The sequence below is a fragment of the Paenilisteria newyorkensis genome (genome assembly GCF_000766145.1).
Lineage (GTDB): Bacteria > Bacillota > Bacilli > Lactobacillales > Listeriaceae > Listeria_A > Listeria_A newyorkensis.
Map to the genome: position 1 here is coordinate 293,499 of NZ_JNFB01000012.1, position 21,757 is coordinate 315,255.

The window sequence follows — 21,757 nt, forward strand, 5'->3', positions numbered from 1 at the left end:
TAGAATTTCCGTGACAGAAAGGGGAGGTAAGATGATGTTGAGACGATTTTTTAGTTATTATAAGCCTTATAAGCTTTTATTTATAATTGATTTTGGGTGTGCGGTTATTGCGGCGCTCCTTGAGTTGGCGTTTCCAGTGGCTGTGAATCAGGTGATTGATAAGTTGTTGCCGAATAAGGACTGGGGATTGATTGTGACGGCGGCTTTGGCGTTATTGTTTTTCTATTTTTTGAATATGTTTATGCAGTATATTGTGACGTATTGGGGGCATATGTTGGGGCTCAATATTGAGACGGATATGCGCCGGGATTTGTTTGCGCATTTGCAGAAGCAGCCGTTTGAGTATTATGACAATCAGAAAACAGGGAAATTGATGTCGCGGATGACGACGGATTTGTTTGAGATTGGAGAGGTCGCGCATCACGGACCGGAGGATATTTTCATTTCGATTATGTCGCTTGTTGGGGCGTTTCTGTTGATGATGACGATCAATGTGAAGCTTGCCGTGATGACGATTGTGCTCGTGCCGATTTTAGGAGTTTTGATTATTCTGTTTAACAAAAAGATGACGGGTGTGAATACGCAGATTTTTAAGGATTTGGGTAGTTTTAATGCGGGCGTGGAGAACGCGATTAGTGGTGTGCGTGTGGTGCAGGCGTTTGCGAATGAAGGTTTTGAGCGGGAGCGTTTTGGATTGCTGAATCAGACGTATCGCCAATCGAAATTGATGTTTTATAAGGTGATGGGATTTAGTTTCTCGTTTAACTACTTTTTGATGCGCTTGATTACGTTATTTGCGCTGTTTTTTGGATCGTATTTTGTGATTAATGATGAGATTTCGTACGGGCAGTTTGTGAGCTTTATTTTGCTAACGAATGTGTTTATGCGGCCGATTGAGAAGATTAATTCGGTGATTGAGAGTTATCCGAAAGGGATTGCTGGATTTAAGCGGTTTATTGAGGTGATTGACACGAAGCCGGCGATTGTGGACCGGGAGGATGCAGTGGACGTGGCGCATTTGCATGGTGATATTTCGTACAAGAATGTGTCGTTCCAATATGATTCAGGAAAAATGGTGCTGGATGGGATTGATTTGCAGGTGAAGGCGGGCGAGACGATTGCGTTTGTTGGGCCTTCTGGTGCTGGGAAAACGACGATTTGTAACTTGTTGCCGCGGTTTTATGATGTGACGGCGGGCGCGATTACGATCGATGGGATGGACATTCAGGCGATGACGCTGGCTTCTTTACGGGCGCAAATTGGTGTGGTGCAGCAGGATGTGTTCTTGTTTTCGGGATCGATTCGGGAGAACATTGCGTACGGAAAATTGGATGCGACGGATGAGGAAATTCAATATGTGGTGAAACTGGCGCATTTGGAGAAAGTTGTGGATGAGATGCCGAATGGTTTGGATACGCTTATCGGGGAGCGGGGTGTGAAGCTTTCTGGTGGACAGAAGCAGCGGCTGGCGATTGCGCGCATGTTCTTGAAAAACCCGCCGATTTTGATTTTGGATGAGGCGACATCAGCGCTTGATACGGAAACGGAACTGGTGATTCAGCAGTCGTTAGACGAGCTCGCGAAGGGGCGGACGACGTTGATTATTGCGCATCGATTGGCGACGATTAAACATGCGGACCGGATTATTGTGGTGAACGAGTCTGGAATTGCGGAACAGGGAACGCATGCGGAGTTGCTGGCAAGGAATGGCGCGTACCGTAATTTGCATGATGCACAGTTTTCAAGAAATGAATAATACTAGCTTTAGAGGTAAGAGATTTTATTGTTAGAGTCCTTACCTTTTTTTAATCTAATAATGGAAAATAAATCTATATTAAAAGGTGTATTAGCTATAGTGAAAAAATTTTTTTGAAACGGGAATAATGTGTATTTGTGTCTTATTTGACGCTGTTTTGTAAATCTTTTGTTCTTTATATGTAGCTTTATTTCCCATATTTAGAATTTTATCGTGTTTGGAAATAGTAGATAGTGGTATTAAATACTTCTAGAGTGATTTTGTGTGAAAAAAATTACTTATTAGATAATTATAATGCGAAATTTGTGGTTACTTTAGGTACATATATAATCCGATAGGAAAGTAGTTCGGTTTTTTCGGAGAGATAGAAGTAGCTGTTTTTTTGTATTAGAAAATGGGGGAGAGAATGATGAAGAGAATACTGGCTTCGGTGCTTACTTTCATGTTGGTGGCGTTCACGGTTTTGACGGCGATTCCGGCTCAATCTGAGAATCTGGACGCTGTGGAAAAGGACTTTTTTACAGGTGTTGTTGTGGAGGATGGGGCTGGTAAGGCGATAACGGCGGATTCGGAACCGCTGCAATTGGAGAAAAGCAAGGTGGCTATTCGGTACGGCTGGACGATTGCTAGTGGGGAAAATTTGGCTGGCAAAGAGGTTTATTTGACGATTCCAGAAAACGTGAATTTGGAGAAGAATTTGAGTGAGGATTTCCAAATTGATGGTGTGACGTACGGGACATTGGTAACGGATAACGCGAAGCATACGTTGCGCTTGACTTTTAATGAGAAGGCAACGGGATTTACGGAGGATAAACAGGGGGAAATCGTTTTAGATGCGACGCTTAAGAGTGATACGAAAGAGAAGCTTCTGCCGCTGAAATTTAATCTTGGTACGCAGTTAGTGACGGTTGATGTTCCGTTAGAGCAGGAAGTACAGGATGAAAAGACTGATAAAGGAACCGAGACTACAAAAGAGCCTGTGAAAGATCCGGTGACGAAGCCTAAAGCTAAGTCGAATGCATCGGTTGCTTCTATAGAGGGCACAGCTATCGCGTCGAATATTTTGACGAATGTTATTTTTACGGATGCGGATGGTGTGCCATTTACGGATGAAAATCGGCCAACTGCGGATTCTTCGGCGAAAATTCAGTTTGAGTGGGCGCTGCCGGATGCGTTGAATGTCAAAAATGGAGATACGTACACGTTTACGTTGCCAAGTATTTTTGCGATAACGGCGCCGATTACGGGCACGCTTGGGGATTACGGGTCGTTTGTGGTGAATACGGATCACAAGGTTACTATGACGTTTAATGAAAATGCGGAGACGTCTTCGGAGGTTCACGGGGAGCTGCATTTCACGACGTATTTTGATAAGCAGCATATTATTGGGATTACGACGAAAGAGATTACCTTTCCGATAGAAGAGGCGATGTCTTTTACGCTTAATTTTGTGCCGAGTGGTGGGACTAGTCTTGCTAAAACGGGTGTTGCGAATGCTACGTATAACCCGACTTCGGTGAGTTGGGCGGTGAAAGTCAATGGGAATCAGCGACTTTTGAAAAATGCGGTGTTGAAAGATCCGATGCAGGCGGGGCTTTCGCTTGATGCGGCGTCGATCAAAGTCTACAAATTGAATGTTTTTGTGGATGGGACGAATTCTCTCGGTGAGCTTGCGGACCCATCGGAATATACGATTGTGCCTAATGCGAATAATACGCTAGAAGTTAGGTTTGGGGACAGTACGATTAAGGCGTATGAGGTCAGATATACGACGACGATTACGGATTTGACGAAAACGAGATTCACGAATAGTGCGACATTAACGAGTACGGGAAATCCTTCTGTTACGGCGACGTCGACGGTGAATATTAATCGTGGAAAACGTCTGAATAAGTCGAGTACGTATGATTCTAAGACGCAAAAAATTTCTTGGACGATTAATTATAATTATGATACCGCTGCAATCACACAGCCTAACGCGATTATCCGTGATTTATTTACGAATACGTATGGACTTGTGGCGGGATCGATTGTTGTTAAAAATGTGAGCATCGATGGAGCAGGCGTGGCGACGGTTGGTAGCGTGGTGCCGAGTAGTGCGTATACGGTGACGCCTGTGTCGAATAGCGGGCAGAACGGTTTTAATTTACAGTTTAATGCGCCGATTACAGGGGCGTATGTGATTACGTATGATACGGTGCCGACGAATTTGATTACGAGCAATTTGACGGTTTCCAATCAGGTGAGCGCGCCTAATACGACAACGGTGGCGGCAACGCGAGCAGTGACGCAGGGGAATATTAGTAAGCGGGTCACGAGCACGAACTATAATACAAAAGTGATGCAGTGGGAACAGATTATTAATAATAACAATTATATTATGAATGATGTTTTTATTAAGGATCGGTTTACTTCGGATGGTTTAACGCTGATTCAGAATTCGGTGAAGATAGTGGACATGAATAATGCGAGTAGTGTACTTGTTGCGGGTGTGGACTATGTGCTCGCGATGAACTCGGATGGAAAAGGGTTCACGATTGAATTGATTGGGAATTATCAGCATAATATGACGCATACGTTGAAGTTGACGTACAATACGTCGTTTAATTACTCGGAAGTGACGGCGCCGAACAATTTTGAAAATGTGGCATCGATTATTTGGACGGATATTAGTGGGGACGATACGAGTTCGGTCGTTGTGAATGTGAATCCGGGTGATTATACGAAGAACAATGGCTTTAAATCGGGGACGTATGATGCTCAGAAGAAAGAGATTACGTGGACGGTTGGCATGAACTATAACTTGCAACCTGTTGCGGATCCGATTTTTACCGATTCGATTGCGGCGAATCAGACGTTGTTACCGAACACGATTGAAGTGCATAAGATGACGCTTGGCACGGGGCAAAATAGTTATTCGGATGGCGGTATTGTGCCGAGTAGTGAGTATACGCTTGATACGACTGGCGGTGTGATTACGGTTCATTTCAATCACAGTATTCAGACGGCGTATTATATTACGTATAAAACGAGCATTGCGGATAAACTGATTGTGGCGTCCTATCAGAACACGGCGACGCTAAAAGATGGGGATCAGAATTTTGCATCGTGGACTGGTACGGTGACGATTCCAAGTGGTGGTAGTTATGTGACGAAAACGGGTGTGCAAAATGGGAAGAATATTGATTGGACAGCGAATATTAATGCTGGGCAGTCTACGATTTCCAACGCTACGATCGTGGATACGCCAACAAGTAACCAAGTGTTGATTCCATCGACGTTCCACCTGTATAAAACGGTGATTGCGGCAAATGGAACGTTTACGCAAGGTGCGGAGTTGGTGCAGGGACAGGATTACACGTTAGAGATTACAACGAATAATACGACGGGAGCGCAGACGTTTAAGATAATTTTTGCGAATAAAATTTCGTCGGCTTATATTTTGAAATATAGTTCATTTATTGATGCAAATGATAAAGAAACGGTGAGCAATAGTATTAAGTTGGCCGGTAGCAATATTACGACGGAGCAAGTGGAGACGGCATCGGATATTGTCGTGAAAGTGACGGACGGTGGTGGTAGTGGTACCGGTGTTCGTGGTACGATTACGGTGACGAAAACGGATAGTGGAACGACGCCACTTGCTGGTTCTACACTCGCGCTTTATGATTCGACGGGAACGGTTGTGTTGCGTTCGGGCGTCTCGGATAGCAATGGTCAAGTTGTTTTTGGTGCTTTGCGGTACGGGAACTACCTGATAAAAGAGCTGGTGGCGCCGACTGGTTATGTTATTTCAGACTCGTTGGAAACGGGGATTGCAGTGAATATCGCGGCGACGACAAAAGCGGTGACAGTGAAAAATGCGCTGTTTGTTGGAGAAGTGACGCTGACGAAATATCAAACGAGTACGACGACGGCCTTGGCTGGTGCGGTTTATCAGTTGAAAAAGGGCAATGTGGTGGTTCAGGACAATTTGACAACAGATAGTAACGGGAAAATTAAAGTGTCGAATTTGTCGGCGGGCAGTTATTCGTTTGTGGAAGTTACGCCGCCAACGGGTTACCAGCTGAACACGACGCCAGTTCCGTTCACGATTGCGGCAAAACAGACGACGGCGGTTGCGGTGAGTGCTTACGATTCGCTGATTCCGGGCACGATTTCACTGACGAAAGAGGATAGTGTGACGCATGTGCCGCTCGCTGGTGCGGTGTTTAAATTGCTGAACAGTGCGGGGACGACGTTGCAATCGAATTTGACGACGAATATTCAAGGGAAGCTGGAGATTCCGAACTTGCCGCTTGGAAATTATACATTGGTGGAAACGGTGGCTCCGACGGATTACAAGTTGGATGCGACACCAATTCCGTTTACGATTTCAAAAGCGACGGGAAGCACGAATGTTGTTGCTAAAACGATGACAAATACGCTGAAAACGGGCGGGGTCACGTTGACGAAGAAGGATAAGAAGTCGGGAGCGGTACTTGCAGGAGCGGTTTTCTCGTTGCAAAAGAGTAACGGTGATTTGGTGCAGGCGAACTTGACGAGTGACTCGGCTGGGAAAGTGCATGTGACGAATTTGGCGCCGGGAACGTATCAGTTTGTGGAGACGGCGGCACCGACGGGTTATTATTTGGATAGTACGGCGATTCCGTTTACGATTGTGAAATCGCAGTTGCAGGAAGTGACGGTTAACGCGCTTGATAAGGTGATTCCGGGGACGGTTGTTTTGACGAAGGTGGATAATGTGAGTGGGGAAACGCTTGCTGGTGCTACTTTTAAATTATTGGATGGGAATCAGAATGAGCTGCAAACGGGGCTTGTGACGGATGCGTCCGGGAAGTTGACGATTCCAGACCTTGATCCAGGAAATTATGCTTTGGTGGAAACGGGGGCGCCGGTTGCTTATCAGCTGAATAGTACGCCGATTCCATTTACGATTACGCTAGCGCAACAGGATGCTTTGCAGTTGACGGCGAAGAATACGCTGAAAACGGGCGCGATGATGTTCCATAAGGTGGATAGTGTGGATGCCGCGCAGAAATTGGCTGGCGCGAAGTTCACGTTGACGGATAGCGCGACGGGGAATGTGGTCGATGCATCGCTTGAGGTCGATGCGAATGGTGATTTGTACATCGATGGTTTGGCGCCTGGGGAGTATGACTTGATGGAAACGAAGGCTCCGACGCATTATCAGTTGCCGACGACGCCATACCATTTTACGATTGTTAAAAATCAGACGACGGCGCTGGATGTGAATTATGCGAACGCGTTGATTAAAGGCAAGGCGGAGTTGACGAAACGGGATAGTGTGAATCCGCTGATTACGATTCCGGATGCGACGTTTGATGTGTTGGATGCGGATGGTGACACGGTGCAAACGGGCTTAGTGACGGACGCTGATGGTGTGGTTACGACGCAGGATTTGGCGCCGGGTGATTATACGTTTGTGGAAACGAGCGCGCCATTTGGCTATATTCTAGACGCGACGCCAGTTCCGTTTACGATTGGTAAGTCGCAAGTGGCGGCGGTGAAAGTGGACGCGAGCAATGTGCTGACGCCGGGCGATGTTATATTGACGAAAGTAGATCAGAAAACCAATACGCCGATTGATGGTGCTACTTTTAAAGTGGTGGATAGTAACGGCGACCTAGTGCAGGAGGACTTGGTTGGTGGTTCTGATGGTGTGATTCGCGTGAATGATTTGGCACCGGGGGACTATCAGTTTATCGAGACGGCGGCACCGACGGGATATTATTTAAATGCAACGCCGATTCCATTTACGATTACAAAAGGGCAGGCGGAACCTGTTTCGGTGAGTGCTCCAAATAAAATTATACCGGGTACCGTGACGTTGTCGAAAACGGACGATGTGTCGGGAGAAGTTTTGCCGGGCGCGGTTTACAAGTTGCTGGACGGCGATGATAATGTGTTGCAGGAAGACTTGACGACGGATGCGTTTGGTAAAATAACGATTCCGAACTTGGATCCAGGTGATTATGCGTTGCAGGAAACGATAGCGCCGCAATATTATCAATTGGATAGTACGCTGATTCCGTTTACGATTGTGAAGGCACAACAGGAGGCGGTGCAGTTAACGGCGACGAATACGCTGGAAACGGGTGCTGTGACCTTGCATAAAACGGATGATGTGGATGCGGCTGTGAATTTGGCAGGGGCGAAGTTTTCACTGAAATCGGTGACGACGGATACAGACCTTGGCGAAACGGTAGCGACGGATCAAGATGGTAAACTTTCGATCGATAATTTGGCACCGGGGGATTATGAACTCATGGAAACGGTGGCACCAACGGATTACCAACTGCCAACGACGCCGATTGCATTCACGGTTGTGAAAGGACAGCAGACGGCTTTGGAGATTGCTTACACGAATACGTTATTGACTGGGAAGGCGATGTTGACGAAAACGGATAGCGTGAATCCACTGCTCATGATTGAGGGCGCGACTTTTGACGTGAAAAATTCACAAGGAGAAGTGGTGCAATCGGGCTTAGTGACGAATCAAGGTGGTCAAATCACAACGAAAGACTTGGCGCCGGGCGCGTATACGTTTGTGGAAACCGCGGCACCATTTGGCTATATGCTGGATGCGACGCCAATTCCGTTTACAATTGTTAAATCGCAACAAACGAAGGCGAGTGTTGCGACGACGAATACGCTGACAAAAGGTGGTGCAGTCTTAACGAAGCTGGATCAGAAAACAAGAACGCCGATTGATGGTGCTACTTTTAAAGTGGTGGATAGTAACGGTGACTTGGTGCAGGATAATTTGACTGGCAGCGAAGACGGGCTTATCCGGGTGAACGATTTGGCGCCGGGAGATTATCAGTTTATTGAAACTGCCGCGCCATATGGTTATTATTTGGACGCGACGCCAGTAGACTTTACGATTGCAAAAGGACAACAGGAGGCTGTGGCGGTTCAAGCGCTGAATAAGATTATTCCGGGTACTGTATCGTTGGATAAAGTAGATAGTGTGTCTGGCGAAGCATTGCCGGGAGCAGTGTTTAAGCTGACAGATGGTGAAGGTGTGACGTTGCAAGAAAACCTAGTGACGGACGTCTTCGGGAAGATAACGATACCGGATCTTGATCCAGGCGATTATATTTTGCAAGAAACGCAAGCACCAGAATTTTATCAGTTAGATAGCACGCCAATACCGTTTACGATTGTAAAAGCGCAACAAGAGGGGCTGTATTTGGAAGCGAAGAATACACTTTTGACAGGATCGATTCGGTTGCATAAAGCGGATAGCGTGAATCCATCGAAAAGTTTGTTGGGTGCTAAATTTAGATTGAAATCGTTGGGCTTGAATATCTCGCTTGGAGAAACGGCTGCAACGGATGAAACGGGAGATATCTACATCGATAACTTAGCGCCGGGTGAGTACGAATTGATGGAAACACAAGCGCCGACGCATTATCGCTTACCGACGATTCCGCTCAAATTTACCGTGGTGAAAGGGCAGCAGCAAACCTTGACGATTAATTATGCGAACGAGATGATACGTGGTAAGGCGATGCTGATGAAGGAAGATAGCGTCAATCCTGATGATCACTTGTTTGGAGCAGTTTTCAAGGTAGAGGACCTGAACGGCAACGTTATTCAGACGGATTTAACGACGAATGCGGATGGTGAAATTGAAACGGCTGATTTGTTACCAGGAGATTATCAGTTTATCGAGACGAGGGCACCGATTGGCTATGAACTCGATCCAACGCCAGTACCGTTCACGATTGTTCCGTCTCAACAAGAAGAAGTCGAGGTGACGATGCCAAATACGCTTATTCCGGGCTCGGTCAAATTGACGAAAACGGCTAGCGAGACGAAAGAACGGCTAGCAGGTGCCACTTTTGACTTATATACAGATGGTGGAACGCGCATTCAAGAAAATCTCGTGAGCAATAATTTGGGTGAGTTAGGCGCGACGGATTTAGTACCAGGGGATTATTATTTCCAAGAGAAAACAGCGCCAAAAGGTTATCTGTTGGATACCACAAAAATACCGTTCACGATTGATGAAAACCAAACGGCGGTGAAAGAAGTAACATTTACGAACCAAAAAGATTATGGCAGCATCATCGTTCATAAAGTCGATCGGGATGACGAGAAAATATCGCTAAAAGGCGCCTCTTACAGCATTCTAGACGAAGATCAAAAAATGGTTGCCAAAGGAATCACGCAGGCAGATGGTAAAGTGCATTTCCCTAAATTGATTCCAGGTAAGTACTATGTCAAGGAACTGAAGCCGCCAAAAGGGTATACAGTTGACCCAGAACCGAAGCAGGTAGCGATTCCAGAGCTTAGTACGAAGCCAATCACAGTTGTCGTAACCGATGCGAAAATTGTGATACCACCAACGAATCCAGATAAGCCAGATAAACCAAACAAACCAAGCACGCCAGATAAGCCGGACACGAATACACCAACACCGATGAATCATGGCAGTGACACGACGATAAAAGGTGTGAAAAAAGGGAATCAGACGTTGCCGCATACCGGGGACGCAGAGGAATGGCTATTCTTGTTTGCTGGTGGATTCTTGATTCTGAGCACGATGTTATACACACGCAGAAAACGTTAATAGTATAGGAAAAGGATGGAGGCTGACTCAAATACATCAGCTTCCATCCTTTTTTGAGGCTATTTTAGATATTTTTCGTGATATTCCTGAGCGAGTATACTCATCACAATCGAATCGTGATACGCGTGGTCGTAAAACAAGGCTTCTCGTTGCAGGCCTTCGATTGTGAAACCGACTTTTTCATAGGCGCGGGCGGCTTGTTTATTGTAGGCAAATACGTTTAACTCGACGCGGTGCAAATTCAAAATCCCGAAGCCGTAATCGAGCATGAGTCGCATCGCCTCTGAGCCGTAGCCTTTACTTTGATGTTCCGCTTTTCCAATCGCGATCCGTATGTTGGCGTTGCGATTCGTCGTGTCGATATCCTGTAGCGCAATGTCGCCAATCACTTCCTCCGTATCTTGCAAGCAAATCAGCAACAACAACGCGCTACTGTCCTGCCATTTATTCGCGATATATTGCTCGATTTGGGCGTACGTAAAAGCCTGTTTTGTCCCCGTTAACCGGCGCACATCCTTGTCAAAAAATAACGTATAGTATGTATCTTGATCGTCTGCATTCAATGGGCGCAAGAAAACGCGTTCCCCTTGTAATAACTTATCTTTGCGCATAGTTTACACTCCTTCATTTGACGCCAGCAACTTCTCAGCACCAGCGATAATAACGTCCAGTCCAAATAGAAAATTCAAATCAAAACGATTGCCAGATGCAGCGTGCTTTTTCATAGCCGGCAGTACTTTGAGATTTTGCGTGTCTTCCCGTTCGAACATCGAGGCAAAAAGTCCATGTATTTTATCTGGCCCAACCTCGCTCAGCGTCCGGTCCTGTGACGTTTCATCCAGCGCAATGCCCGTCACATAATTATCGATCAAATTGCATAGAGCAAGCGTCTGATCTTCACTGAATCCAGCGTCTGAAAAAGCGCGGAACAAGCAATCGATCAGCGTCAAACGGTGGATATCCACAGGAACAGTTTTCATCATGATTTCCGCGCCGTCTGGGATTTCGCGCATCATATCGTGGCTTCGGATCGCAATAATACGCGCTTTTTCCTGCCAAGAGAGCGCCGAATCAGGGAGCTCAATCTGAGATGACATGTAGCTTGCCAACCCTTGAAGCAAATCCTGTTTGTTCTTGAAATGCCAATAAATCGCAGGGGCTTGGACGTTCATCGCTTCGGCCACTTTACGCATCGACAATTTTTGCATACCATGCTTCTGTAAAACTTCTAATGAGGCCAGAATGATCTTTTCTTTGGTCAGATTCCTTTTTTTGCTCACTAAAAATACTCCTTTAGACTGATTTTATTTTCAGGGGAATAGGGATATAATTTAACAGTGTTAAATTAAGAAGACGAACTGTGATAACTCTATTATACATGGTTGGGGTCAAGAAGGGTGAGGAAAATGGCAAAAACAGAAACGAAAATAGTTCCGGTATTGGTAGCGCTCATGCTCGGAATCTTTGTTTCTTCTCTTGACAACACGATTGTTGCGGCAAGTATGGGCACAATCGTAGGGGATTTAGGGGGACTTGATAAGTATGTTTGGATTACATCGGCGTACTTAGTTGCAGAAATGGCTGGAATGCCGATTTTCGGGAAATTATCGGATATGTATGGACGGAAACGATTCTATATATTCGGGATTACATTATTTTTAATTGGATCGATTCTTTGTGGAACGGCGGAATCTATGACGCAACTCGCGATTTACCGTGCGATTCAAGGTATCGGTGGTAGTGCGTTGATGCCGATTGCGTTCACGATTATTTGGGACGTATTGCCGCTAGAAAAAAGAGCGAGCGTCGGCGGTTGGTTTGGTGCGGTATTCGGACTATCAAGCGTTGTTGGACCGCTACTTGGCGCGTTCATCACGGATAACATTAGCTGGCACTGGATTTTCTATATCAATATACCGATTGGAATTGTGGCCTTATTTTTAATTAGTACTTTTTATAAAGAATCGCCGAAACATAATAAAGCTAAAATTGATTGGCTGGGCGCGTTCTTCCTTGTTGGTGGAACGGTTGCTTTGATGTTCGGGCTAGAGCTTGGTGGGCAGACATATGCATGGGATTCTGTGCAGATTTTGAGTCTGTTTGCGTTGTTTGTGGTCGCGATGATTGTGCTGATTTTCGTGGAGCGCCGCGCGTCGGATCCGATTTTACCGTTTTACTTGTTTAAGCGAAACGTTTACTTGGGGACGGTGCTGACGGGGATGCTGTACGGTGGCGTCTTCATGGTGGCGACGATTTATATTCCGCTTTATGTGCAAGGTGTGGATGGTGGAACGGCGACGAATTCGGGCTTGTTACTCCTGCCGATGATGGTTGGGACGAGCGTGATGGCGGCCGTTTCGGGGAATTTGGCGAACCGCTTTAGTTTCCGCTCGATTATGATTTGCGCTGGGATTTTGACGTTTGTCACGACGATTTTGTTCGGGACGCTGACGCCGGATACGCCGCGCTACATGTTGACGATTTACATGGTGATGCTAGGCGTTGGGATTGGCCCATCGTTCTCGATTCTCGGGACGGCGAGCCTGTATAAAATTAATCCGAGTGAGCGCGGAACGGCGAGTGCGACGAACAACTTTATCCGCTCGTTCGGGATGACCGTTGGGATTACAATTTATGGCGTGGTGCAGCGGAACCTGTTTGCAGACGGGGTTCCGGCTATGTTTAAGCACATCGATAGCCGCGCGATTTTATCTCCAGAACTACGTGCAAAAATTCCAACTGACATTTTGGACAAGGTGACGGAAGTGTTATGTAGTTCGATCGCGCAAACGTTCTTGTGGACGCTGATTCCGCTAAGTTTGGCATTCTTTACGATGCTGTTGATGGGCAAGGCGAAGATGTCCGACCTACGCGAGTAATTCAACGTGGCGACAAACGCTGAGGTTCGGCGGAATAGTAAGATTTTGAGTGAAAACATAAATTTTTTTAATAGTGATTTTAGACCGCGACATTCGATTTTTTTGGATTTCGTGGTTTTTTGATTTGAAAATGGGGTTTTTCGGGTATAATGGATAGTATATTGGGAAAAAAGAGGTGTTTAGGGATGCAGAGATATCAAGAGGAAGCGGATAAGGTTTTAGAAGAGTTAGAAACTTCTGCGAAAACTGGCTTGACGACGGCGGAGGTTACGAAACGGTTGGATCGGGATGGTTATAATGAGCTGAAAGATAAGTTGCGGGATCCGTTGTGGAAACTGTTTTTAGAGACGTTTAAGGATCCGATGGTCATCGTTTTGCTTGCCGCAGCGTTCGTGCAGATTTTGATTGGCGAGGTTGTGGAGTCGTTGATTATTTTTGCGGTGCTGATTCTGAACTCGGTGATTAGTGTGGTGCAGACGCGCAAGGCGGAGGGGTCGCTCGATGCCTTGAAGGAGATGTCGGCGCCTGAGGCTAAGGTGATTAGGAACGGCGAGAAGTTGACGATTGCGGCGCGGGAACTCGTTGTTGGCGATATCGTTTTACTGGATGCTGGGGATTTTGTTCCGGCGGATGGACGGATTTTTGAAAGTGGTTCGCTTAAAGTGGATGAGGGCATGCTGACGGGGGAATCGGAGGCGGTTGAGAAACACGTTCGGGCGATTTCGGAGGATGTGGCGCTTGGGGATCGGAAAAACATGGTCTTCAGTGGTGCGCTGACGGTTTACGGCCGTGGTGCTTTTGTCGTGACGGGAACGGGCGGCGGCACGGAAATCGGTAAAATTGCTGGTTTGTTGGAGAGTGCGGAGGCGAAACAGACGCCATTGCAGCAAAAATTGGAGAGCTTTAGTAAGAAACTGGGCGTCGGGATTTTGCTGTTGTGTATTTTGATTTTCGCGATTGAGGCTGGGCGTGCCTGGCTTGGCGGCGGAAGTGGAGACATGACGAAGGCGATTTTGAACGCGTTTATGTTTGCGGTGGCTGTGGCTGTTGCGGCGATTCCGGAGGCGTTGTCGTCGATTGTGACGATTGTGTTGTCGGTTGGGACGAACAAGATGGCGAAACGGCACGCGATTATTCGCAAACTGCCGGCTGTTGAGACGCTTGGTTCGACGAGCGTGATTTGTACGGATAAAACGGGGACATTGACGCAGAATAAGATGACGGTCGTGGATTATTATTTGCCGGACGGGACGCAGGAAGTTTTTCCGGATACGCCGGATACGTGGTCGGAGGGCGAGCGTCGTTTGATTCATATCGCGGTGCTTTGTAATGATTCGAACATCAATGAGGAGGGGCTTGAGCTTGGTGACCCGACGGAGGTTGCGCTGATCGCGTTTAGTAATAAGAACAATAAGAATTATAACGAGATTCGGGAGCGATATTTGCGGGAGGCGGAGATTCCGTTTGACTCGGAGCGGAAGTTGATGTCGACGGTGCATACGTTTGATGGGCAAAAAGCGATGCTGACAAAAGGTGGACCGGATGTCGTGTTTGCGCGCTGTAGCCAGGTGTTTTTGGATGGCAAGGAGCAGCCGTTGACGGATGAATTGAAGGCGACTTTGATGCAGGCGAATGAGGACTTTTCGAATCAGGCGTTACGGGTTTTGGCGTATGCGTATAAGCGCTTGGACGGTTCACAGTCGGATGTTGATTTGGATGATGAGCATGATTTGGTGCTTGTTGGTTTGACGGCGATGATTGATCCGCCACGTGAAGCGGTGTATGCGGCGATTGAGGAGTCGAAAAAGGCTGGGATTCGCACGGTAATGATTACAGGGGATCACAAGACGACGGCGCAGGCGATTGGTCGCGATATTGGTTTGATGGAACCGGATGACATTGCGCTTACAGGGCAAGAACTGGACGCGTTAACGGAAGCGGAACTTGACGCAAAACTGGAGCATATTTCGGTATATGCCCGCGTATCTCCTGAAAATAAAATTCGAATCGTAAAGGCGTGGCAGAAAAAAGGCAAAGTTACTTCGATGACGGGTGATGGTGTGAATGATGCGCCGGCCTTAAAACAAGCCGATATTGGTGTCGCGATGGGAAGTGGGACCGATGTTGCCAAAGATGCTTCGGCGATGGTCTTGACGGATGATAATTTCGTTTCGATTGTGAGCGCGGTGGAAGTTGGCCGAACTGTTTTTGATAACATAAAAAAATCGATTGCGTACCTATTTGCTGGGAATTTAGGCGCGATTATTGCGATTTTATTTGCCTTAATTTTTGATTGGATTAATCCGTTTACAGCGTTGCAACTCTTGTTTATCAACTTGGTCAATGATTCCTTACCAGCGATTGCACTCGGAATGGAAAAAGCGGAGCCAGACGTTATGGAGCGCAAACCGCGGGATATTAAAGAAGGTATTTTTGCGGGTGGAACGATGCAGGCGGTTATTACGCGTGGTGCGTTGATTGGGATTGCGGTTATTATTTCGCAATATATCGGGTTGCAACATTCGCCTGAAATCAGTGTGGCGATGGCATTTACGACATTGATCTTGGCTCGTACATTGCAAACTTTTGCGGCACGTTCTAACAAACAAACCGCGTTCGAAGCAGGATTTTTCAGTAATAAATATGTGATTTACGCTGTGTTGGTATGTTTCGTGCTTTATGGCGTGACAATCCTTCCAGGCGCACGTGAAGTCTTCTCGATTCCTGCATCGTTCGGTTTAAATGAGTGGGGAATTGCGGCGGGACTAGCGCTAGGAGCTGTTATTTTAATGGAACTCGGCAAACTAGTGAGTCGAATTGGAAAAGGAAAATAACGCAAAATAAAGAGGCACGCCAGACCCGTTTTTTTCTGTGGATTTGGCGTACCTCTTTTTAGTTTTCTTTTTCCAGCCAAGCGTTCATCCCACCAACGACATTTTCGCATTGGAAACCGCGGGCACTCAAGTATTCACAAGCTTGCGTGGAGCGATTACCAGAATAACAAATCACGCTATAAATCGTGTTTGGGTCCAGTTCTTCTACAAAATTTGGCAAGCCAATCAGCGGAATGTTGCGGACTCCTTCGATATGAACGGCATTGAAATCGGCCGTGTCGCGTACGTCGATAATGTTTTCTGCCGAACGATTTTCTAATTCTTCCACGGAAATAAGATTAAAACTCATAGCTAAAAACCCCTCTCGAATAGTTTTATTTTAAAGGATAGCGGGGGCAGAAACAACTTCCGCGCTTGTGATAAAGCTACTTAAAATAAGTGATGAGGTAGAGGATGATTCCGATGTGCAGGACAATCGAAAAAGGGACGCAGAATTTGAATTTCCATTTATGCGTTTTGTGGTGAAAGGTGTGCATACCGAGCCAGGAGCCAATACCACCGCCGAGAAAGGCAACGAGCAAAAGTGTCGCTTCTGGAATGCGCCATTGGTGTTTGACGGCTTTATTTTTGTCGATAGCCATGGTTGCAAAGCCAATGATGTTCATCATTAAGTAATACGCCGAGGCGAGTAAAATAAGCATAAAATCCTCCTGTTCATTTCAAAAAACATTTTAAAAGTGCCAAATGGATGGCAACACGTTATAATTATAGCATATTAAAAATAAGGGAGGTTTTACAAAATGATTCGGGATTATGCAACCTTTGTTGGGATGACGATTGTGCGACCAGTGAGAACAAGTATGCAGGCGGAAAAACAGCGACATGGAGCGTTTGGATTGATACATATGCTTTTATTCGTGTTTGGCCTAACCCTTCAATATGCGTGGAACATGCGAGACTTAATCTTAAACTCACTTCAAGATTACCCGATACTGCAACGGATTATCGTGACGATTTTTGTTTCATCGGGACAGGTGATGCTTTATATTTTGGTGATGATGTTGCTAAATGTCACGGTCGTTTGGCTGGCAGTGCGCTATGTTATGGGCATAAAAGAAGTCAGTTTTCTAAAATGTGCGGCAGGTGTCGGCGGGATGATGACGTTTCCGCTCGTTCTAATGATACTTTCGCTACTGGCAACATGGTATATCTCGACGCTTGTTTCTGTATTATTATGCATTGTCGCTCTGCTATTTTTACCGTTTTCGATGATGTATTTTATCATTGGGCACTACGAGAAATCGCGAGTGGACGTGTATTGGATTAGCCTACTCGTCTTTGTTTTAGTCGCGTTTATCACGATTGAAGGAATGATTCTGCTCGTCCAAATTTTCACATCGAATATCCACGATTTAACGCAAGAAATTCACCAAGCCGTCGTCAACTGGCTAGACACGTTGAAATCGAGGCTACGACGCTGAAAATTGCAAAACTATCTGAATTGGCATACAATACTAACATAAACATAATTTAGGAGGATTTAAACATGACAAAAGAAATTATACACACAGATCAAGCACCAAAAGCGTTGGGGCCATATTCCCAAGCGGTGAAAGTAAACGGTTTTATTTATGCATCGGGGCAACTTGGTATCGATCCAGCGACGGGCGAAATGGTACAAGGCGTGGAAGCGCAAACGAAGCAAGCATTCGCAAACATCAAAGCGGTGCTAGAAGCTGGCGGCTCAAGCCTTGATAAAATCGTTAAAACAACGGTACTTTTCAAAGATCTTGGTAATTTTATCGCGGTCAATGAAATTTATGCGTCGTTTTTCGAAGGAGATTACCCGGCACGTAGCGCTTTTCAGGTGGCTAAATTGCCGAATGACGCGGATATCGAAATCGAAGTAATCGCGGAAGCATAAGATTAGAAAACTGAGCCTCGTAAAAAGGGTTCGGTTTTTTCAAATTCGAGGATTGGAGTGGAAATCATGATGAAAGCACCATTTAAAGCAGATCAGGTCGGCAGTATTTTGAGAACGGAAGCGATTAAACAGGCACGTCTGGACAAGGCAGCGGGCAAAATAAATGACGCGGAACTGCGCGCGATTGAGGACGAAGAAATTAAATACATCGTGGCGAAGCAAAAAGAAGCGGGCTTGAAAGCGGTGACGGATGGCGAGTTCCGCCGCGCTTGGTGGCATTTCGATTTTCTGGAAGGGTTGGATGGCGTAGAAGGGTACGACGCGCAGGACGGCATTCAGTTCGCTAACGTCCAAACGAAGACACATTCTGTCAAAATTGTAGCTCCGATCCAATTCGGAAATCACCCGATGCTCGCAGATTATGCGTTTTTACATAGCATTGCGGGAGACGATGCCGTTGCGAAAATGACGATTCCAAGCCCAGCAATGTTGCATTACCGCGGGGACATGGAGTATGCGCCATATTTGGCAGACAACGCGCTGTTCGTTCAAGATTTGGCGAATGCCTACAAACAAGCGATTCAGGCTTTCTACGATGCGGGCTGCCGTTATTTGCAACTCGACGACACATCTTGGAGTTATTTATGTTCCAATGAGCAGCGGGAAGTCGTTCGTTCGCGCGGTTTTGACCCAGATGCTCTGCAAGAAACATACAAACATTTAATCAACGAAGCTATCTCCGAAAAACCAGCAGACATGGTGATCACGATGCACATTTGTCGCGGTAATTTCCGCTCGACTTGGATTGCTTCGGGTGGCTATGAACCCGTTGCCGAAACGCTATTTGGCGGCCTAAACATCGACGGCTTTTTCCTAGAGTATGACAACGATCGTTCCGGCGATTTTGCCCCGTTGCGCTACGTCAAACGTCCAGATTTGAAAATCATCCTCGGCCTCATCACATCAAAAAATGGCGTTCTAGAAGACCCAGAAGCCATTAAAGCAAGAATCAAAGAAGCATCCGAGTTCGTCCCACTTTCCCAACTTTGCCTAAGCCCACAATGCGGTTTTGCATCGACAGAAGAAGGAAATATCCTGGCCGAAGACGAACAATGGGCAAAATTAGCACACGTTGTAGCGATTGCAAAAGATGTATGGGGCGACGAAGCCTAATAAAATTTATAAAGTCGAAATGCCATAAAAAACCTTGGAATAGCGCGATTATTCCGAGGTTTTCTGCTGTCTTCTACTAACCTTATCCGAATTGGGTATTTTCAATAAGGTTACATTATGATAAAATCGAGAATGTGTCATGTTTGTTGGTGTTGTTCGAAGTAGAACGAGATACATCACCAATATGTAGGGGAACGAAAGTGAGCCTGTCATCCTTATCAATGCGTGACTTCTCCTGAAGATGGAGCACATATTAATTTTGGAAAGCAATTTTTACAGATGGAATTTACCGATATACATACTTGCAAAATGGGGAGGAAACAATGAAAAAGACGAAAATACTATTTTTACTTTTGTCATTTATGGCAGTATTCGCAATGGTTGCAGGTAGTTTTGTACCACAGGCGCAGGCAGCAGAACAGAAAGTGTATGAAATCGGGACAGACGAGACGTTTGCTCCGTTTGAATTTCAAAATAAGAAAGGCGAGCTAGTCGGGATCGATATGGACATCCTGAAAGCCATCGCCAAAGATCAAGATTTTCAGTACAATGTCAAGCCACTCGGTTTTAATGCGGCGGTTCAAGCGCTGACGAGTAACCAAGTGGACGGCGTCATCGCGGGCATGAGTATCACTGATGAACGCAAGCAAAAATTCGATTTCTCGGATCCTTATTTTGAATCCGGCATCGTTATGGCCATCAAAAAAGGCGACGATTCGATTAAATCCTATGAAGACCTACGCGGCAAAAAAGTCGCTGTCAAAACGGGAACGGAAGGCTATGCTTTTGCAGATGCCAATAAAGAAAAATACGGCTACACACTCGTGCCATTCGACGATTCTGCGAGCATGTATGCAGACGTTAGAACCGGCAATTCTGTCGCGTGTTTCGATGACTATCCTGTCCTCGCTTACGGCGTCAAACAAGGCAATGGCCTCGATATCGTCACAGAAAAAGAAAAAGGAAACTCATACGGTTTTGCAGTCAACAAGGGCAAAAACCAAGAACTCCTTGAGAAATTCAACGTTGGGCTAACGAACATCAAAGCAAGCGGGGAATACAAAGAAATCATCGATCGGTACATTGGCAGCGACGTAAAGCCCCAATCATTCTGGGATTTACTCATCGAAAGCGCGCCAGCCTTACTACTCGGTCTTTGGTACACGATTAAATTAACCCTTATTTCGCTCGTTTTCGCAGCGATTCTAGGACTGGTTTTCGGCTTCCTAAAAGTGAGTCGCAGCAAAGTATTGCGCGGTATTGCAACGGTTTACGTCGACATTTTCCGCGGTATTCCGCTAATCGTTCTGGCCTTCTTCATCTATTTCGGAATTCCCGAAGCAATGGGCTTTAAGATGGACGCTACCGTCGCCGCCGTCATCACTCTGAGTCTAAACGCGGGGGCTTACATTACCGAAATCATCCGCGGCGGAATTCAAGCGGTCGATAAAGGGCAGATGGAGGCAGGCCGTTCCCTTGGCTTACCGTACGGCAAAACGATGATCAAAATTATTCTGCCACAAGCGATTCGCGTCATGATTCCGTCGTTCATCAATCAATTCGTTATCACTTTGAAAGATACGTCGATCATGAGTGTTATCGGTCTTGTTGAGCTGACACAATCTGGTAAAATAATCATCGCGCGTACATTCGAATCGTCTACTATTTGGCTGATCGTTGCAATCATGTACTTGATTGTTATCACTGCCTTGACGAAACTATCGAACGTGATGGAACGGAGGGTAAACAATGACTAAACTAAAAGTAACCGATTTGAAGAAAAGTTTCGGCACCAATGAAGTTTTAAAAGGAATCAATCTCGAAGTGGCAGAAGGCGAAGTAGTTTGCGTCATCGGCCCATCTGGTTCCGGGAAAAGTACCTTTTTGCGCTGCATGAATAACCTTGAGGAAATCACAGCAGGCGACGTGATTGTGGACGACTTCCAAATCACCGATAAAAAAACCGACATCAACAAAGTACGCGAAAATATTGGCATGGTATTCCAGCATTTCAACCTTTTTCCACACATGTCGGTGTTGAAAAACATCACGCTTGCTCCGACCGAATTACGCAAACAATCCAAAGAAGAAGCGCGTAAAACCGGTCTGGCGCTCTTGCAACGTGTCGGCTTAGCTGACAAAGCAGATGCGCTACCAAGTCAACTTTCCGGCGGGCAAAAACAGCGTGTCGCGATTGCCCGAGCGCTCGCGATGAATCCTGATATCATGCTTTTCGATGAGCCAACTTCCGCACTCGATCCAGAAATGGTCGGTGAAGTTTTGGGCGTTATGAAGGATTTGGCGAAAGAAGGCATGACGATGATGGTTGTCACGCATGAAATGGGCTTCGCAAAAGAAGTTGGTGACCGCGTTATATTCATGGACGGCGGTTATATCGTCGAAGAAGGCACGCCAGAGCAAGTGTTTGACGCGCCACAACATGAACGTACGATTAGCTTTTTAGAAAAGGTATTATAAGCTTGAAAATCATGTCTCGATACAGCGGGGCATGGTTTTTTTTCGCGAAATTTTGGCATTGGCGCGGATTTTTTGATATGATGCAGTAAAAGTAGGACGGGATAGGTGAAG

At 46.1% G+C, this 21,757-nt stretch carries 13 protein-coding genes; 9 read left to right on the plus strand and 4 right to left on the minus strand.

Annotation, left to right across the window (positions count from 1 at the left end):
- The first annotated feature begins 34 nt into the window (after positions 1-34).
- Both EP58_RS05925 and EP58_RS05930 read left to right on the plus strand, forming a co-directional pair.
- Positions 35-1,756, plus strand: a complete 1,722-nt coding sequence (locus EP58_RS05925; RefSeq protein ID WP_036091222.1) for an ABC transporter ATP-binding protein — start codon at positions 35-37, stop codon at positions 1,754-1,756.
- Positions 1,757-2,162: 406 nt separating this feature from the next.
- Positions 2,163-10,358: a SpaA isopeptide-forming pilin-related protein gene (locus EP58_RS05930; RefSeq protein WP_159106213.1), complete on the plus strand. Its 8,196-nt coding sequence runs from the start codon at positions 2,163-2,165 to the stop codon at positions 10,356-10,358.
- A gap of 59 nt (positions 10,359-10,417) precedes the next feature.
- On the opposite strand, the gene EP58_RS05935 is transcribed toward EP58_RS05930, so the two are convergent.
- Positions 10,418-10,969 (minus strand): GNAT family N-acetyltransferase, encoded by a 552-nt coding sequence (locus EP58_RS05935; RefSeq protein ID WP_036091226.1) that lies wholly within the window; start codon positions 10,967-10,969, stop codon positions 10,418-10,420.
- A 3-nt stretch (positions 10,970-10,972) separates the two neighbouring features.
- Positions 10,973-11,638, minus strand: coding sequence for a TetR/AcrR family transcriptional regulator C-terminal domain-containing protein (locus EP58_RS16935; RefSeq protein ID WP_052171360.1), 666 nt, complete (start codon positions 11,636-11,638; stop codon positions 10,973-10,975).
- Between the two features lie 126 nt (positions 11,639-11,764).
- On the opposite strand from EP58_RS16935, the gene EP58_RS05945 reads away from it, so the two are divergent.
- Both EP58_RS05945 and EP58_RS05950 read left to right on the plus strand, forming a co-directional pair.
- Positions 11,765-13,237, plus strand: a complete 1,473-nt coding sequence (locus EP58_RS05945) for an MDR family MFS transporter (RefSeq protein WP_036091228.1) — start codon at positions 11,765-11,767, stop codon at positions 13,235-13,237.
- Between the two features lie 185 nt (positions 13,238-13,422).
- Positions 13,423-16,071 carry a cation-translocating P-type ATPase gene (locus EP58_RS05950; protein ID WP_036091230.1) on the plus strand — a complete coding sequence of 883 codons (2,649 nt, stop codon included), beginning with the start codon at positions 13,423-13,425 and terminating at the stop codon, positions 16,069-16,071.
- Between the two features lie 58 nt (positions 16,072-16,129).
- Here the strand turns inward: EP58_RS05950 and EP58_RS05955 are convergent, their stop codons facing one another.
- Positions 16,130-16,420, minus strand: coding sequence for a rhodanese-like domain-containing protein (locus EP58_RS05955; RefSeq protein ID WP_036091232.1), 291 nt, complete (start codon positions 16,418-16,420; stop codon positions 16,130-16,132).
- A gap of 76 nt (positions 16,421-16,496) precedes the next feature.
- The gene (locus EP58_RS05960) at positions 16,497-16,772 is read right to left on the minus strand and encodes a DUF1294 domain-containing protein (protein WP_052171361.1); all 276 of its coding nucleotides are present in this window, start codon (positions 16,770-16,772) and stop codon (positions 16,497-16,499) included.
- 99 nt (positions 16,773-16,871) lie between these two features.
- Here EP58_RS05960 and EP58_RS05965 point away from each other — a divergent pair, with 99 nt between their 5' ends.
- The 5 genes from EP58_RS05965 to EP58_RS05985 all read left to right on the plus strand — a co-directional run bounded on the left by EP58_RS05965 (position 16,872) and on the right by EP58_RS05985 (position 21,646).
- Positions 16,872-17,552 carry a hypothetical protein gene (locus EP58_RS05965; protein WP_036091234.1) on the plus strand — a complete coding sequence of 227 codons (681 nt, stop codon included), beginning with the start codon at positions 16,872-16,874 and terminating at the stop codon, positions 17,550-17,552.
- Positions 17,553-17,617: 65 nt separating this feature from the next.
- On the plus strand, positions 17,618-17,995 hold the full coding sequence (locus EP58_RS05970; protein WP_036091235.1) for a RidA family protein: 378 nt from the start codon (positions 17,618-17,620) through the stop codon (positions 17,993-17,995).
- Between the two features lie 63 nt (positions 17,996-18,058).
- Positions 18,059-19,168, plus strand: a complete 1,110-nt coding sequence (locus EP58_RS05975) for a 5-methyltetrahydropteroyltriglutamate--homocysteine S-methyltransferase (protein ID WP_112859893.1) — start codon at positions 18,059-18,061, stop codon at positions 19,166-19,168.
- 362 nt (positions 19,169-19,530) lie between these two features.
- Positions 19,531-20,925 carry an amino acid ABC transporter substrate-binding protein/permease gene (locus EP58_RS05980; protein ID WP_373862715.1) on the plus strand — a complete coding sequence of 465 codons (1,395 nt, stop codon included), beginning with the start codon at positions 19,531-19,533 and terminating at the stop codon, positions 20,923-20,925.
- Positions 20,918-21,646 (plus strand): amino acid ABC transporter ATP-binding protein, encoded by a 729-nt coding sequence (locus tag EP58_RS05985; protein WP_036091240.1) that lies wholly within the window; start codon positions 20,918-20,920, stop codon positions 21,644-21,646. Before EP58_RS05980 ends, EP58_RS05985 begins: the two co-directional genes overlap by 8 nt.
- Positions 21,647-21,757 lie beyond the last annotated feature (111 nt).

Coding starts and splice junctions, on each gene's coding strand:
- EP58_RS05985 (WP_036091240.1), top strand. CDS start 20,918: ATGACTAAACTAAAAGTAACCGATTTGAAGAAAAGTTTCGGCACCAAT.
- EP58_RS05965 (WP_036091234.1), top strand. CDS start 16,872: ATGATTCGGGATTATGCAACCTTTGTTGGGATGACGATTGTGCGACCA.
- EP58_RS05925 (WP_036091222.1), top strand. CDS start 35: ATGTTGAGACGATTTTTTAGTTATTATAAGCCTTATAAGCTTTTATTT.
- EP58_RS05945 (WP_036091228.1), top strand. CDS start 11,765: ATGGCAAAAACAGAAACGAAAATAGTTCCGGTATTGGTAGCGCTCATG.
- EP58_RS05935 (WP_036091226.1), bottom strand. CDS start 10,969: ATGCGCAAAGATAAGTTATTACAAGGGGAACGCGTTTTCTTGCGCCCA.
- EP58_RS05970 (WP_036091235.1), top strand. CDS start 17,618: ATGACAAAAGAAATTATACACACAGATCAAGCACCAAAAGCGTTGGGG.
- EP58_RS05930 (WP_159106213.1), top strand. CDS start 2,163: ATGATGAAGAGAATACTGGCTTCGGTGCTTACTTTCATGTTGGTGGCG.
- EP58_RS05960 (WP_052171361.1), bottom strand. CDS start 16,772: ATGCTTATTTTACTCGCCTCGGCGTATTACTTAATGATGAACATCATT.
- EP58_RS05950 (WP_036091230.1), top strand. CDS start 13,423: ATGCAGAGATATCAAGAGGAAGCGGATAAGGTTTTAGAAGAGTTAGAA.
- EP58_RS05980 (WP_373862715.1), top strand. CDS start 19,531: ATGGCAGTATTCGCAATGGTTGCAGGTAGTTTTGTACCACAGGCGCAG.
- EP58_RS05955 (WP_036091232.1), bottom strand. CDS start 16,420: ATGAGTTTTAATCTTATTTCCGTGGAAGAATTAGAAAATCGTTCGGCA.